Source organism: Rugosibacter aromaticivorans (genome assembly GCF_000934545.1).
Classification (GTDB): domain Bacteria; phylum Pseudomonadota; class Gammaproteobacteria; order Burkholderiales; family Rhodocyclaceae; genus Rugosibacter; species Rugosibacter aromaticivorans.
Genome location: NZ_CP010554.1, coordinates 1,452,756 through 1,467,200, shown reverse-complemented (window position 1 = coordinate 1,467,200; position 14,445 = coordinate 1,452,756). Strand labels below are relative to the sequence as shown.

The following is a 14,445-nucleotide window of genomic DNA, read 5'->3' as shown; positions in this document are numbered from 1 at the left end:
CCTTATGCTCATGCACTAAGGCTGCCAATTTTCCGGATTTTTTTATTATTTGAATTGATGCGATCACTATTCATTTTTCTTATCCTTTCGCTGCCTGTAGCTGTTAGCCATGCACAGGCAGCGCCACCAGTACCCTCGGTGACACTCAGCAATGACAGCAAATTGAGCACATTGAGCACACTGGACACAGCAACCCCAAGTCCGGCGTTGCTCCCTCCGCCAGTGCAGGAAATTCAAGATGATCTGCCGCGCATTCCAACCGTTGATCTCACGATCCCGCCAGACGATTTATGGCAACGCGTGCGTAACGGCTTCGCCATGCCTGACCTGGATAGCGCGCTGGTGGCGGATCGTCAGGCCTGGTACTTGAATCGCCCGGATTTTTTGCGCAACGTGTTTAATCGTAGCCGACGCTACCTGTATCACATCGTGACTGAACTTGAAAAACGCGGCATGCCGACTGAGCTTGCGTTACTGCCTATCGTCGAAAGCGCCTATAACCCGCAAGCGCGCTCCCCCGCCAGCGCCCTGGGCATCTGGCAGTTCATTCCCTCGACTGGGAGAAATTACAACCTCAAGCAAAATGCCTGGTTCGATGAGCGTCGTGACATCATTGCCTCAACCAAAGCCGCGCTCGACTATCTGCAGTACATCTACGAAATGCATGGCGACTGGCAGTTGGCGCTGGCCTCTTACAATTGGGGCGAAGGAGCGGTGGGGCGGGCGATCGCTAAAAATCAGGCCAAAGGTTTACCAACGGATTACACGCACTTAAGCATGCCGGGCGAAACGCGCTATTACGTGCCCAAGCTGCAAGCCATCAAAAACATTGTGGCAAACCCCGCGCTCTTTGGCTTTACGCTCGACCCGATTCCTAACCACCCTTACTTTCAGGTGATTGAACGCAATGGCGACATGGACATCGCCCTGGCTGCGCGCCTGGCAGAAATACCTGTGACAGAGTTTCTTGCCCTCAATCCGGCCTACAACCGCCCGGTGATGCCTGATAGCGCCAACAGCCCGATGGTGATACCTAGCGATAAAGTCAAAATATTCCTCGATAATTTGCACGATCATGAAGCGCAAGACAAGCCGCTTTCCGCATGGCGCACGCACACCTTGGCCAGAGGTGAAAAACTGAACACCGTCGCCCGCCGCTACGGAATAAGTGTGGCTTATCTCAAGCAACTCAATGGCCTGAGCCGACGCTCGAAAATTTACCCCGGGTTCGGCTTACTCGTTCCTGGCAAAGGCGCAGTGATCAGTGATGATTTAAGCGCCCGAGCAGAAGAGAATGAACCGCACGTCAGCTCAAGACGATCATCCAAACACAAAGTACATGGCAAAAAAACGGGTAAGCGTGGCGCTGTGGCCGCAAGAAGCGGCGCTAAAAAATCAGTTGCAAAAGGCCATCGCGTCTCTGTCAGCATTAGAAAATCGGGCAAATCCACGAGCAAACCCACGGGCAAAAAGAAAGCGCGCCGTTAACCCGTTATTTTCAAACAGCGCGCGCCATGCGTCGCGCTGAGCATGACTTCAGCCGGATCGGTTGTGCGGCATACCGCATCGGCGTGTGGGCAGCGCGGATGAAAATGACATCCTCCAGGTGGTCGAGCGGCCGATGGCATCTCGCCGGTGAGTCGTGTCATAGCGGCAACCGGCCCATGCACGGGTAACACAGCGGCCAGCAATGCCTGGGTGTACGGGTGTTGGGGATGGCGCAAAACTTCATCGGTGGTACCGCGCTCGACAATTCGGCCGAGATACATCACAGCGACTTCATGCGCCAGATAGTCCACTACGGCAATGTTGTGGGTGATAAACAAAAAAGCCAGCTGGTGTTCGCGCTGCAACTGCGCCAGCAGATTCAGTATTTGCGCCTGCACCGACACATCCAGCGCGCTGGTGGGCTCATCGCACACCAATAATGACGGGTTAACAGCCAGTGCGCGGGCAATGGCAATACGCTGCCGCTGACCACCAGAAAACTCATGGGGATAGCGGCTCGCCATCTCGGCCGCTAAGCCCACGCGTACCAGCAGCTCATTGACGCGCTGCGCCGCATTTTCTTGCATACCCGTTGGCAGGCCCGCCGTTAAGCCCAATGCACGAATACCTTCGGTAATGATGTCGCCCACCCGCATGCGGGGGTTGAGTGAGGCGAAGGGGTCTTGAAAAATCATCTGCATCTGCGCGCGCAACGGACGCAATTCACTGGCTGACAAACCCCTCAGTGACCGACCTTTCAGATGCACCTGCCCCGCCGTTGGCGACACCAACTGAAGTATTGCCTTACCCGCGGTCGTTTTTCCGCAACCGGATTCACCCACCAGTGCCAAAGTACGCCCGGGCTGCAGTTGCAGCGAGATACCATCCACCGCACGCACGTGACCTATCGTGCGCCGCAACACGCCACGACGAATAGGGAAATGCACACGCAGATCATTGACGGTGAGCAACGGGGGCAAAGAGAGTAAAGACGGTGGAACGATCGTTCCCTGATTTGCCCCGGTCACCGTATCACCAGCGCCGACTTTTTTCGTGTTGTGTTTTTCTGTATGGGATGAGCGCTCAAGAACACACCGCATTTTCTGATCCGCATGAACCACCCGCCACTCAGGAGCAGACTCGCGGCATTGCAGTAACGCCTCGGTGCACCGATCAACAAAGCGACACCCGGTATAGCGCGTATCCGCCGGGGGAACACTGCCGGGTATGGTGGCCAGTTGCCCGCCCCGTCGCGTCGGATCAGGTAACGCGGCAAACAGTCGTACCGAGTAGGGATGCGCAGGATGCGCGAAAAACTGCGCGCGCGGCGCTTCTTCTACCAGCTGGCCGGCATACATGACACCCACCCGATCGGCCATGCGCGCCACCACACCCAGATCATGGCTGATCAACAAGACGGCCATGCCTTGCTCTCGGCGCAACGCATCCAGCACATCCAGCACTTGGGCTTGAATCGTGACATCCAGCGCCGTCGTCGGCTCGTCAGCAATCAACAAGCGGGGCCGCCCGGCTAAGGCCATGGCGATCATCACGCGCTGCTTCATGCCACCGGAAAGTTGAAAAGGGAACTCATTCAATCGCCGCACGGGGTCAGGAATGCCCACCTGAGTGAGCAATTCAATCGCGCGGGCACGCGCTGCCATACCCTGCAGCTGCTCATGCAGGGCAAGCGCTTCACCGATCTGATGCCCAATACGCATCACTGGATTCAGGCTGGTTGCCGGCTCCTGGAAAATCATGCCGATACCCCCGCCACGCACCTGCCGCATGCGGTTTTCCGGCAAAACCAGCAATTGGGTATCGGCAAACTGAATCTGCCCTTGGCTCACACGCGCGCCGGGTGGCAAAAGACGCATCAAGCCCAATGCCGTCATCGATTTGCCGCAGCCAGATTCACCCAGCAGCGCAAAGCATTCGCCCGCCTCAATCGAGAATGAAATGCCATCCACCGGCCGTGCAGCGCCAATGTCGATCACCAGATTGCTGACCACCAGCAAACTCATGCTGCGGCCCTTGGGTCGAACGCATCACGCACGGCATCGGTAAACAGGTTTGCCGCCAACACCAAAATGAACATAAAGGTAAATGCCGCCGCCAGAGACCACCACACCATGGGGTCGCGTGCTAGTTCCATGCGCGCGGCATTGATCATGGTGCCAAAGGAGATAGTCGCCGGATCAACCCCGACACCCACATACGAGAGCACCGCTTCGGCCAGCACCAGGCTGGAAAAATCCATTACCAGGGCAATAAGAACGATGTGCATCAGATTAGGCAGGATATGGCGCTGCATGATGGCGACATGGCTTACCCCAAAAGCACGGGCCGCCTGAACAAATTCAAGCTCGCGCAACTTGAGCGTCTCCCCGCGCAGCAAACGCGCCAACCCCGTCCAGCTGGTCATGCCAAGAATCAGGCATAAGGCCAACAGCCGCGCATCGGCTCGTTCAGCCGACGTGGCAAACCAATCCGGGTGGGTATCGATCACCACCTGCATCATCAGCACCGCTGCGGCAATGAGCAACACACCGGGAATGGAATTCAGCGTGGTGTATAAATATTGAATCGCATCATCCACCCAGCCGCCCAAGTAGCCTGCCAGAATGCCCAGCAGCACCGCCACAGGCAGCATCACCAGCGTGGTGAGCGACCCAATCAGTAAACCAGTGCGTATGCTTTTTAGCGAAAGATAAAGCACATCCTGACCCACTTTATCTGTACCCAACACGTGATAGCCGCTACCCAGTGCAATGGTGATGCCCGTGAATAAAAATAACACCAGCAAGGTAATTAGCGTGGCATGGCTTGCTGCCTTGCGAGGGGGCTTTCCAGAGACGGCTCGGCACTTCCTACGGTCGGCTCTGCATTCCCTACGGTCAGATTCAAAGCGTTGCAGCGTATCACCAGCGCCGACTTTTGCCGGGTTTTCGAATTTTGCGGAAGTTTCCAGCCCACGGTGTTGCCGCCTAAAGCGAAGGCGCATCAATGACACCACCCCCAGCCAGAGTAGCAAGCCCCCTGCCGCACCCAATACGCACCGTTGCACGATGTCGATTGTTTGATGCGCCAGCGCGCTGCCCAGATGAGACCCACCCCATGCCAACCGTGGAAAACCACGCTCAATCGATCCGGGCAAAGGCTCTTTGGAAAACAAATGCGTTGCCAGCGGTGCCGAATAGGTTTTCTCGGAATGTAATCGCAACGGCGCAAGTAAAACATCCAGTAAAGAATTTACCTCGACGGCATAGTTGATTTTTTGTGGCTCAGCCTGGCCGGGAGATGCATCCAGCCGGGCGCGGTAATGCAATGAATCCAGCACGCCCACCAGCAAAAACGCGGCCAGAATGGTGGCGGAAACCATCGCGACCTGATCGGTGGCCACCCGCGCCCAGGATTTTCGCAACGGCGCTTGTCGCTGCGCCCACATGCCCAGCAGGGCAACCGCTGCGATCAGCCCGAAAAACAAAGCATCAGACCACAGCACAACGACTTGAAATGGCAGTGACATCATTGCAAGCTCATTGCAAACTCACCCGTGGATCAGCCAGAGTGTAAGAAATATCCGTGGCCAGCAAACCAAGGATGTAAAGGACCGAGCCAATAAACACCATCGCGCGCACCACAGCAAAGTCCTGCGCGTTAATCGCTTCAATGGTGTAACTGCCCAACCCCGGAATACCAAAGAATGATTCAGTCAGCAGGCTGCCCATGAATAACGTGGGAATCACCGCCACCACACCGGTCAGAATCGGAATCATGGCATTGCGCAACACGTGGCGAAACAGCACCGCAGATTCAGACACGCCTTTGGCGCGGGCGGTGCGCACGTAATCGCGGGTGATCTCTTCCAGAAAAATCGTGCGATACCAGCGTGCAGAAGCGCCTAACCCGGCAATCACGCCAATCAAGACAGGCAGAACAAGAAACTTAGCCGCAGTGAGCCCCGTGGCATAGCCTGAAATCGGCACCCAGTGCCACACTTTGGCAACCAGCCATTGGCCGCCAATAATGTAGAACAGGCCTGAAACAGACATCATGGCAACACACAGCACGACCCCGAAAAAATCCAGTCGCGTGGCGCGAAAAAATACCAGCAACAAGGCAAAGGCAATCGCCACACCCAGTCCGAGAATAAAGGTCGGCAATGCGATGGCCAAGCTGGGCCCCGCCCGATTTTTGATTTCGCTGGCAATATCACGACCATCATCCGCACGGCCAAAGTCGCCCGCAAACATGCGCATCGATTTATTGAAAAATACCGTTTTTGTTAAGTGCGATGTGCCTGTCGCGGCAGCATTCCAGATCAGCGGCTGATCGTAGCCCCGCTCGGCTTTCCATTTTTGAATCGCCTCGGGCGTGACGCGTTTGATCCCTAGTTGCATACGCGCCATATCGTCTGGCGAATTGACGACAAAGAACAGCACGAAGGTGATCAGATTCACTCCGAGCAAAATCGGCACGGCATATGACAGACGACGGATGATGTAGGCAAGCATCGGGGCGAAATATACACCGCCCCTTCAGCTTGGCGATGCGTTGACTGTGGCACTACCCGGTCAAGCGCACACCTTTCCCGTTTTTCACCTTGAAGCATCAAATAGTCGCCAAATTTTTCAATTTCCTGCGTATAATCTTTACCTCTTTAGCGCCCGTAGCTCATCTGGATAGAGTACTTGGCTACGAACCAAGGGGTAGGGAGTTCGAATCTCTCCGGGCGCACCAATTAGATGAGAAATGCTGATAAACATCAGCATTTCTCGATATTTGCTAAGCGACAGTCTAGCGACAGACCAAGGGCAAAACTACATTGCTCACCGTAGCTTAAAGCGTCTCATCATGCGAGAGTACAGGTTCTGAATACCCCGCCGCGCCATCTTGCTATTACTTTGCAGCCGCCAAACAACCAGATGCTGCAAAACCTGTGTGGCCCGCTGGATGAAAACATCCGCCAGATTGAAGCCAGCTTCAATGTCGCCATTGCCCGCCGTGGGCAGCATTGCCAAATCCGCGGGGACCAGGCAGCGGCGCAACTTGCAGCAAAAGCGCTGCATCATTTCTACGAATTGGCAAGTGAACCCCTCTTGCTTGACACACTACAACTCGGCTTGATCGAGATTGCCAACAACCCCGGTGACAGTGTTCTGCCTCACTCCGGGCTTTTAACAAAAAAAACTGACCTGCATGGCCGCACGCAAAATCAGGTGGCCTATCTCCAAAATATCCAGTCGCACGATATTACGTTTGGTATCGGGCCGGCCGGCACGGGGAAAACCTATCTGGCCGTTGCATCCGCCATTGACGCGTTCGAGCGCGACCAGGTAAATCGCATCATCCTGACTCGTCCCGCAGTGGAAGCTGGCGAGCGCCTTGGTTTTTTACCGGGTGATCTGTCGCAAAAAATCGACCCGTACCTGCGGCCGCTCTACGATGCACTCTTTGATCTCATGGGTGCTGAAAAAGTAGGCAGGCTGGTAGAGCGCCAGCACATTGAAATTGCCCCTTTGGCCTACATGCGTGGGCGCACGTTAAATCATGCGTTTATTATCCTTGACGAGGCGCAGAACACCACACCAGAGCAAATGAAAATGTTCCTCACCCGCATAGGCATTGGCGCCAAGGCAGTTATCACGGGTGATATAACGCAAATCGATCTACTCCGGGGACAAAAATCCGGCCTAATTGAAGCGCAACGCATTCTTAAAGATGTACGCGGCCTGGCGTTCACGGAATTTGATGCTTCAGATGTTGTGCGCCACCCTTTAGTCGCACGCATCGTGAAGGCTTACGAGAAACATGACGCGGCAATTGCCTGAACTTCACCTGGCGGTGCAATATCCCGGGGGCAAAAAGGGCACGCCTACGCGCGCCCAGGTGCGGCGCTGGGTTCGTGCGGCCTGCACCTTGCCGGCCGAAGTCGCTATTCGTTTTGTTGATATTGCGGAGGGCCAAGCCCTCAACCATCACTGGCGCGGCAAAGATTACGCCACCAATGTGTTGTCGTTTCCTTACCAGCATGAGCCAATTCTTAACGGCGATCTGGTCGTCTGCTCCTCAGTGGTGATGAGTGAAGCAACTGAACAGGGCAAGCAGCCTGAAGCTCACTTCGCACATCTCATCGTGCATGGTATGCTGCATCTGCAAGGCTTTGATCATGAAACCAGTGCTGCGGATGCAGTCCTCATGGAAACCCGCGAGCGTGAAATTTTAAGCCTCCTGGGCTATCCCGATCCTTACTGTTAACTATGGACCCTTCCAGTCGACCGAGCTTTATTGAACGTCTTTCTTCGCTCTTGATGCGCGAACCTGAAGACCGCGAACAACTCCTGCATTTGCTGCATAACGCCTTCGAACGTCATCTAATGGATGCCGATGCGCTCTCCATCATCGAAGGCGCTCTCTCCGTCGCCGATATGCCAGTGCGTGACGTCATGGTACCGCGTGCGCAAATGGATGTGGTTGAAATCAACGACCCACCTGAAAAGATCATCGAGCTGGTGGTAAAAACCGCCCATTCCCGCTTTCCCGTCATCAGCGAAGGCAAAGACGATGTGATCGGTATTTTGCTGGCCAAAGATCTGCTGCATCACTTTTCCGATAAAGAGTTTGATCTGCGCGGCAGCCTGCGGCCCGCAATTTTTATCCCCGAATCAAAACGCCTGAATGTGCTGCTGCGCGAATTTCGCGCTTCGCGCAACCACATGGCGGTCGTGGTTGATGAATATGGCGGCGTGGCAGGTATTGTGACTATTGAAGATGTACTCGAGCAGATCGTGGGCGACATTGAAGACGAATACGATTTCGATGAAACCGAAGGCACCATCGTGCTCGACAACAGCGGCAGCTACCGTGTCAAAGCCATTACCGAAATCGCGGATTTCAACGCCGCTTTTGGCACGCACTATGCTGACGAACATTTCGATACCGTCGGCGGCCTGGTCATCCATCATCTCGGACGGCTACCCAAACGCAATGAAGTCATCGACATCGAAGGCTTGCGCTTTCAAATTCTGCGTGCCGATAGCCGCCGTGTTCATACCCTGCTGGTCGATCCGCAAAAAGGCTTGCCGCTCACTGTTACCGAAGAATGAAAGGCCGCAACGCGTTGCAGACTGACCCCGTTGCCTCGCGCGTTTCCACCTTGCTGGCCAAGGGCTTGACAATCCCCTTTCTGGCCTTCTTTCTAGGTGCGCTATGCACCACAGGCTTTGCGCCCTTCGGCGTCTGGCCAGCGCCGACTTTTTCTCTAATGGGATTATTCATGCTGTGGCAGCGCACCGCTTCGCCACGGCAAGCCGCACTGCTAGGTTTGAGCTGGGGATTGGGTTGCTTTCTCACCGGCGTGTCCTGGGTATATGTCAGCTTGAGCGAGTTTGGTGGTATGGCTGCCCCACTGGCTGCTCTGGCTACCCTGCTGTTCTGCTTAACGCTCGCCCTCTTCCCTGCCCTTGCCGGTGGGCTTTTTGCACGCTGGCAACAGCGCACCGCGCCCTGGCGCTGCGCGCTCCTTTTTGCTGGCCTATGGACGCTCACCGAATGGCTGCGCGGCACGGTGTTCACCGGCTTTCCCTGGCTCGCTGTCGGCTATGCGCAAAGTCCGTCCAGCCCGCTGGCTGGCTGGGGCGCGGTGCTCGGTGTGTATGGTGTTGGCTTTATCGTTGCCCTGATCGGCAGCCTGAGCGCAGTGCTCATCGCAACACGCGGCAAGCCGCTGCTGGCATGGTTGGCCATCGCCCTACTTTTCGCCAGCGGCGCCTTATTGCGGCAGATGGACTGGACGCATCCAGTGGGTGCGCCACTCACCGTTGCGCTGTTGCAAGGCAATGTGCCGCAAAGTTTGAAGTGGGACCCGAATCGCTTGATGCTCTCCATCGACACTTACACACGACTCGCGCAACAACATCCCGCCGCGCTCACCGTGTTGCCCGAAACCGCCCTGCCCCTGATGTTTAACGAAGTGCCGCGTGATGTGCTACAAGGCTTTACGCGCCACGGCGCAGCTTTGATCGGCGCGCCCATCGCCACAAAAGACGGCGGTTATGCCAATGGCGCCGTGTTGCTAGCGCCGACTTTTTTTGAATCTTTGAACCCGTCGCTGGGCGCCTCCAGACAAGCCAGCGCCTACGCCAAGCGGCATCTGGTGCCCTTTGGCGAATATGCGCCACCAGGATTTTCCTGGTTTTTTCAGCTCGCAAAAATCCCCATGTCCAGCTTTACCGCCGGGTCGCCACAGCAACCCTCCCTGGTTCTGGGCGAGCAACATATCGCGCCCAATATCTGTTACGAAGATCTCTTTGGTGAAGAACTACTCAACGCTTTGCCTCACGCCACGCTGCTGGTCAATCTCTCCAACACCGCCTGGTTTGGCGATTCCCTGGCGCAACCGCAACACCTGCAAATCGCCCAGATGCGCGCTTTAGAGACCGGCCGCACCATGCTGCGCGCCACCAACACCGGCATGACGGCGATGATTGCGCCCAACGGCATCGTAACTGCTGTGCTGCCGCCTTTCACCACCGCCGCGCTGATGGTGACCGCACAGGGTTACAGTGGCCTGACGCCTTATGCGCGCTGGGGCAATCTGCTCGCCCTTGTGCTGGCTGCGCTTGCCTGCCTGCCCGCCGTACGGAGGGCAAATCGCCGCCACGCCGTATCATCCACCGGTTGATTGCCTCAGGCGTATTGCCCGCGTGTTCTATTGCACGCTAGTCGGTCGCCAGATCGTCATGTTGCATTGCTACCTGCGTTAAACAGTCGCAGAAGACACCAGTCAATGAACGCAGGATTGCCGAAAAACGAAATCATGTCGCACGCAAAAATGGTCGCCAAGATGGTGAAGAATCCAGCCGTGCGTGCTGAACATGACCGGCTGAATATCGACGGTTGACTTCATTTGCCTTGCCAGCAACCACTATGTGGAGCCAATCGTGCGGCTTGCCCCCTGATTGTCAGGCAGCGATGAAGCCCGGCAACTGGGATGCCTTCACGTCAAAGGTCGCCGTCGCCCGACATCCCAGTCTCCGGTTCTGAGCACCGATAAGGCAATCGGCAAAATCGGCAGCACTGTCCCTCCAAACAAAAATGGCTCCCTCTATTGCAGGCTCATCCTCAAACTGGACATCAGTCGCATCCAGCAAGCCCGAAATGACTTCTATGATCTGATTCTTCGGCAAACCATATCGGCTGCGCAGCACCCATTCGCTTTCCAGGAGAACCAACTGGCTCACGAAAACGCGACGCCCTGCGGCAACTTCACGCTTGATCAGCTTGCGTGCCTTCTCAAACTGAGCATCGTCGTCTCGAACCAGAAAACGAAGGAGAACATGGGTGTCGATTCCGAGCATCAGAACGACAACTGATCAATAGAAACGGGCTTGCGGCCCTTCTTGTGCAGCATGCCCGCAAGCTCGGTGACACTCTTGCTCTTCACCCGCATAACTACGGTGGCATCCGGCATTAACGTAAAGGTCATCCGATCCCCTGGCTTCATGCCAAGACTATCCCGTATTTCTTTGGGTATTGTCGTTTGGCCCTTGCTGGTGAGTGTGGCATCTGTTGGCATTGCAAACTCCTTTTTTCCTTACCAATGAAAGTATAGTAAGGATTGAAAGAAAAGGCAATGGTCAGTGACCCGATCTGGACGTCTTCTTCTTAATCGCCGGGAGCGGATGGTCAGCACTCAGCCAACAAAGCGTTCATACTCTCACCCGACGCAAACGCAGCGCATTCGAAATGACCGATACTGAACTGAAGCTCATCGCGACGGCCGCGATCAGCGGCGAGAGCAGCAAACCGGTGAAGGGATAGAGCACCCCGGCAGCCAGCGGAATGCCCAGTGCGTTGTAGAGAAAGGCAAAGGCCAGGTTCTGGCGCATGTTGCCCACGGCGGCGAGGGAGAGTGCCCGCGCCCGCAGGATGCCGCGCAGATCGCCTTTGACCAGCGTCACCTGGGCGCTGTTCATGGCCACATCGGTGCCGGTGCCCATGGCGATGCCGACATCGGCACGCGCCAGCGCTGGCGCATCATTGATGCCATCGCCCGCCATGGCAACTTTGCGCCCTTCGCGCTGCAGACGTGCTACCAGGTCCACCTTGTCGCGCGGTTTGACCTCGCCATGCACTTCGTCGAGGCCAAGACGGGAAGCCACCGCACGCGCCGTAGTCAAGCCGTCGCCCGTCGCCATGATGACGCGAATGCCGGCAGCCTTGAGTCCCGCCAGTGCTTCCGGTGTTGACTCCTTGATGGGGTCGGCCACAGCCACCAGACCAGCCAGATGCCCGTCCACCGCCAGATACATCACGCTGGCGCCTTCTGTGCGCAGGGTTTCAGCCGCTTCTGCGAGGTCTGTCACAGCAACTTTTTCATCTTCCATTAGTGCGGTGTTGCCAAGGATCACCGTCTTGCCTGCAATCTGGCCGCGCACACCGATGCCGGAGCTGGATTCAAAGCCCTCGGGTTTATTCAGCACCAGTTGCCGCCGCAGCGCCTCACTGACAATGGCGTGGGCCAGCGGATGTTCGCTGCCTTGGTCGATGCTGGCGGCCATGCGCAGTACTTCGTCTGCGCTCCAACCTGTGGCGGCTATAGCCCGGTGAAAAGCCGGCTTGCCGGCGGTCAGCGTGCCGGTCTTGTCCACGATTAGCGTGTCGATAATGCGCAATTGTTCAATCGCCGCAGCATCGCGGAACAGCACGCCAGCCGTGGCTGCCTTGCCGGTCGCCACCATGATGGACATCGGCGTTGCCAGACCAAGCGCGCAGGGGCAGGCAATGATCAGTACCGAGACCGCGTTGATCAGGCCATATACCCAGCTCGGCTCGGGGCCGAAGAAACCCCAGCCGAAGAAAGTGAGCACCGCGATCATCATGACCACTACCACGAAATAGCCCGCCACCACATCAGCCAGCCGCTGCATGGGCGCCCGCGAGCGCTGCGCCTGTGCGACCATCTGCACAATTTGCGCCAGCGTGGTGGCAGAGCCGACTTTTTCGGCGCGCATGATCAGGCTGCCATTGGCGTTGATCGTTGCCCCGATCAGCTTGTCACCCGGCTGCTTGGAGACGGGAATCGGCTCTCCGGTGAGCATGGACTCATCCACCGCGCTTTCGCCTTCCTCGACCATGCCATCCACCGGCACCTTCTCGCCGGGCCGCACCCGCAGCCGGTCGCCGATATGCACATGGGTTAGCGGGATATCCTCCTCGCTACCGTCATCGCCAATGCGTCGCGCGGTCTTGGGTGCCAGGCCGAGCAGAGATTTGATTGCCGCCGAAGTCTGCGAGCGCGCCTTCAGCTCGAATATCTGGCCGAGCAGCGTCAAGGAAATAATCACCGCAGCCGCCTCGAAATACACGCCAACCCGGCCATGGGAAACAAAGGATGCGGGAAAAATATCCGGTGCCACCGTGGCTGCCACGCTGTAAAAATAGGCAGCGGCGGTGCCCGAACCGATCAGCGTCCACATGTTCGGATTGCTCGTGATGACCGATTGCACACCACGCACGAAAAACGGCCAGCCCGCCCAGAGAATGATGGGCGACGACAGGATCAACTCGACCCAGCTCTGGTTTTGCGGTGTCAGCAATGGCAGACTATGCCCGGCCATGGCAAGGGTTGTTACGACGATGGTCAGCGGCAGCGTCCACCAAAACCGATGGCGGAAGTCGGTCAGTTCAGGATTCTCTTCATCGTCTAGCGTAGGCATCTCCGGTTCCAATGCCATACCGCATTTAGGGCAGGTGCCAGGCATCGGCTGACGGATTTCCGGGTGCATGGGGCAGGTGTAGATCGCGCCTTCGATGGCTACTTCAGATTCTGCCGGTTGCAACGCTTTTTGCAAATAATGTTGCGGTGCCAGATCAAATTTGGTTTTGCACTTGGTGCCACAAAAGAGATAGCGTCTGCCCTGATAATCGGAAGCAATCGTTGCGTCCGGCGATACAGTCATGCCGCACACCGGGTCCTTGTTTTCCCCGGCGGCAGCCGGGTGATCTTCAGGCTCATGCTGATGGGTTGGCTGATGTACATGATTCATGATGGCTTTCCTTGGTCAGATGTGGCGTTGTAGCGGGGAATAAAGGCCGGGGTTTTCATCCGGTAGTTCCGGTAAGTATCGCCGAATTCATCGATCACCGCCTGCTCCTCGCGCCGGGCCAAATGCGCATAAACGGCGACCATAATCGGAAACATGACGAGAGTGACGAGTGTTGGCCACTGCAACAGGAAGCCGAACATGATGAGGACGAAAGCGACGTACTGGGGATGACGGATACGTGCATACGGCCCGGTGGTCGCCAGGCGATGCTCGCGCTGGACGTGATAGAGCACGTTCCAGGCCGAGGCCAAGAGCCAGAAGCCGCCAAAGATGAACGCGGTGCTGAGCAGGTGGAAGGGGCCAAAGTGCGGATTGGCGCGCCAGCCGAACATCACTTCCAGCAGATGACCAGCATCGTGGGAGAGAAAGTCGACGCCGGGGAAATGCTGCGCCAGCCAGCCCGACAACAGATAAAGGGTCAGCGGGAAACCATACATCTCGGTGAACAAGGCGACGATGAAGGCCGAATACATGCCGAAGCTGCGCCAGTCGCGAGAACTCTTCGGCTTGTAGAAGCTGAAGGCGAAGATGATGAAGACTGCCGAATTGAGCAGTACCAGGGACCAGAGTCCATAGGCGGGGATGCTCTCGCTCACTTATTGCCTCCCTTATCCTGATGCCCCTGATCTCCTTCACCGCGCCCGTGGCCACCATGCATGAACAGATGCATCAGCGGGCAAGCCAGCAACAGCAGAAAGGGCAGGACACCCAGCAAATGGGCGCGATGTTCAGTCCACAGGTAGAAAGCGGCGATCGCGGCGAAGACGATCCAGGCAATTTTCGGCCGCCGTTCCATTGGCTTGATCTCAATCTCATGCTTATGGTTCTCCATTGCCATGTCTCC

13 protein-coding genes and 1 tRNA gene are annotated in these 14,445 nt (G+C 56.7%); 6 read left to right on the top strand and 8 right to left on the bottom strand.

Annotated features, from left to right (window positions below):
* The first annotated feature begins 162 nt into the window (after positions 1 to 162).
* Positions 163 to 1,488, top strand: a complete 1,326-nt coding sequence (locus tag PG1C_RS07330; protein WP_237218325.1) for a transglycosylase SLT domain-containing protein — start codon at positions 163 to 165, stop codon at positions 1,486 to 1,488.
* Here the strand turns inward: PG1C_RS07330 and PG1C_RS07325 are convergent.
* Genes PG1C_RS07325 through PG1C_RS07315 form a run of 3 tightly spaced genes read right to left on the bottom strand, consistent with a single transcriptional unit; the run spans position 1,485 to position 6,005 of the window.
* Positions 1,485 to 3,512 carry an ABC transporter ATP-binding protein gene (locus PG1C_RS07325; RefSeq protein WP_202636850.1) on the bottom strand — a complete coding sequence of 676 codons (2,028 nt, stop codon included), beginning with the start codon at positions 3,510 to 3,512 and terminating at the stop codon, positions 1,485 to 1,487. The two genes, PG1C_RS07330 and PG1C_RS07325, sit on opposite strands and share 4 nt — an antisense overlap.
* Positions 3,509 to 5,020: an ABC transporter permease gene (locus PG1C_RS07320; RefSeq protein WP_237218324.1), complete on the bottom strand. Its 1,512-nt coding sequence runs from the start codon at positions 5,018 to 5,020 to the stop codon at positions 3,509 to 3,511. The genes PG1C_RS07325 and PG1C_RS07320 overlap by 4 nt, the downstream gene beginning before the upstream one ends.
* 7 nt (positions 5,021 to 5,027) lie before the next feature.
* Positions 5,028 to 6,005 (bottom strand): ABC transporter permease, encoded by a 978-nt coding sequence (locus tag PG1C_RS07315; RefSeq protein WP_202636849.1) that lies wholly within the window; start codon positions 6,003 to 6,005, stop codon positions 5,028 to 5,030.
* A gap of 149 nt (positions 6,006 to 6,154) precedes the next feature.
* Between PG1C_RS07315 and PG1C_RS07310 the strand changes: the two genes are divergently transcribed.
* From PG1C_RS07310 to lnt, 5 genes are all read left to right on the top strand, one after another.
* Positions 6,155 to 6,231 (top strand) — tRNA-Arg (locus PG1C_RS07310).
* 185 nt (positions 6,232 to 6,416) lie between these two features.
* A complete protein-coding gene (locus tag PG1C_RS07305; protein ID WP_202636972.1) occupies positions 6,417 to 7,322 on the top strand; it encodes a PhoH family protein in 906 nt (301 codons plus the stop codon).
* A complete protein-coding gene (ybeY, locus tag PG1C_RS07300) occupies positions 7,303 to 7,749 on the top strand; it encodes an rRNA maturation RNase YbeY (RefSeq protein WP_202636848.1) in 447 nt (148 codons plus the stop codon). The genes PG1C_RS07305 and ybeY overlap by 20 nt, the downstream gene beginning before the upstream one ends.
* 2 nt (positions 7,750 to 7,751) lie before the next feature.
* Positions 7,752 to 8,597 carry an HlyC/CorC family transporter gene (locus PG1C_RS07295; RefSeq protein ID WP_202636847.1) on the top strand — a complete coding sequence of 282 codons (846 nt, stop codon included), beginning with the start codon at positions 7,752 to 7,754 and terminating at the stop codon, positions 8,595 to 8,597.
* Positions 8,594 to 10,174, top strand: a complete 1,581-nt coding sequence (lnt, locus tag PG1C_RS07290; RefSeq protein WP_202636846.1) for an apolipoprotein N-acyltransferase — start codon at positions 8,594 to 8,596, stop codon at positions 10,172 to 10,174. The genes PG1C_RS07295 and lnt overlap by 4 nt, the downstream gene beginning before the upstream one ends.
* A 280-nt stretch (positions 10,175 to 10,454) precedes the next feature.
* On the opposite strand, the gene PG1C_RS07285 is transcribed toward lnt, so the two are convergent.
* The 5 genes from PG1C_RS07285 to PG1C_RS07265 form a co-directional block, all read right to left on the bottom strand.
* Positions 10,455 to 10,850, bottom strand: a complete 396-nt coding sequence (locus tag PG1C_RS07285; RefSeq protein ID WP_202636845.1) for a PIN domain-containing protein — start codon at positions 10,848 to 10,850, stop codon at positions 10,455 to 10,457.
* On the bottom strand, positions 10,850 to 11,068 hold the full coding sequence (locus PG1C_RS07280) for an AbrB/MazE/SpoVT family DNA-binding domain-containing protein (protein WP_202636844.1): 219 nt from the start codon (positions 11,066 to 11,068) through the stop codon (positions 10,850 to 10,852). The genes PG1C_RS07285 and PG1C_RS07280 overlap by 1 nt, the downstream gene beginning before the upstream one ends.
* A gap of 133 nt (positions 11,069 to 11,201) precedes the next feature.
* Positions 11,202 to 13,541, bottom strand: a complete 2,340-nt coding sequence (locus PG1C_RS07275; protein ID WP_202636843.1) for a heavy metal translocating P-type ATPase — start codon at positions 13,539 to 13,541, stop codon at positions 11,202 to 11,204.
* Positions 13,538 to 14,197, bottom strand: a complete 660-nt coding sequence (locus PG1C_RS07270) for a methyltransferase family protein (RefSeq protein ID WP_202636842.1) — start codon at positions 14,195 to 14,197, stop codon at positions 13,538 to 13,540. The genes PG1C_RS07275 and PG1C_RS07270 overlap by 4 nt, the downstream gene beginning before the upstream one ends.
* Positions 14,194 to 14,433 carry a DUF2933 domain-containing protein gene (locus PG1C_RS07265; RefSeq protein WP_284431806.1) on the bottom strand — a complete coding sequence of 80 codons (240 nt, stop codon included), beginning with the start codon at positions 14,431 to 14,433 and terminating at the stop codon, positions 14,194 to 14,196. The genes PG1C_RS07270 and PG1C_RS07265 overlap by 4 nt, the downstream gene beginning before the upstream one ends.
* Positions 14,434 to 14,445: the final 12 nt, after the last annotated feature.

Bases quoted from the DNA above. Each gene is read 5' to 3' on its own strand.
- PG1C_RS07325 (WP_202636850.1), bottom strand. From the start codon at position 3,512: ATGAGTTTGCTGGTGGTCAGCAATCTGGTGATCGACATTGGCGCTGCA.
- PG1C_RS07320 (WP_237218324.1), bottom strand. From the start codon at position 5,020: ATGATGTCACTGCCATTTCAAGTCGTTGTGCTGTGGTCTGATGCTTTG.
- PG1C_RS07315 (WP_202636849.1), bottom strand. From the start codon at position 6,005: ATGCTTGCCTACATCATCCGTCGTCTGTCATATGCCGTGCCGATTTTG.
- PG1C_RS07305 (WP_202636972.1), top strand. From the start codon at position 6,417: ATGCTGCAAAACCTGTGTGGCCCGCTGGATGAAAACATCCGCCAGATT.
- ybeY (WP_202636848.1), top strand. From the start codon at position 7,303: ATGACGCGGCAATTGCCTGAACTTCACCTGGCGGTGCAATATCCCGGG.
- PG1C_RS07295 (WP_202636847.1), top strand. From the start codon at position 7,752: ATGGACCCTTCCAGTCGACCGAGCTTTATTGAACGTCTTTCTTCGCTC.
- lnt (WP_202636846.1), top strand. From the start codon at position 8,594: ATGAAAGGCCGCAACGCGTTGCAGACTGACCCCGTTGCCTCGCGCGTT.
- PG1C_RS07285 (WP_202636845.1), bottom strand. From the start codon at position 10,850: ATGCTCGGAATCGACACCCATGTTCTCCTTCGTTTTCTGGTTCGAGAC.
- PG1C_RS07280 (WP_202636844.1), bottom strand. From the start codon at position 11,068: ATGCCAACAGATGCCACACTCACCAGCAAGGGCCAAACGACAATACCC.
- PG1C_RS07275 (WP_202636843.1), bottom strand. From the start codon at position 13,541: ATGAATCATGTACATCAGCCAACCCATCAGCATGAGCCTGAAGATCAC.
- PG1C_RS07265 (WP_284431806.1), bottom strand. From the start codon at position 14,433: ATGGAGAACCATAAGCATGAGATTGAGATCAAGCCAATGGAACGGCGG.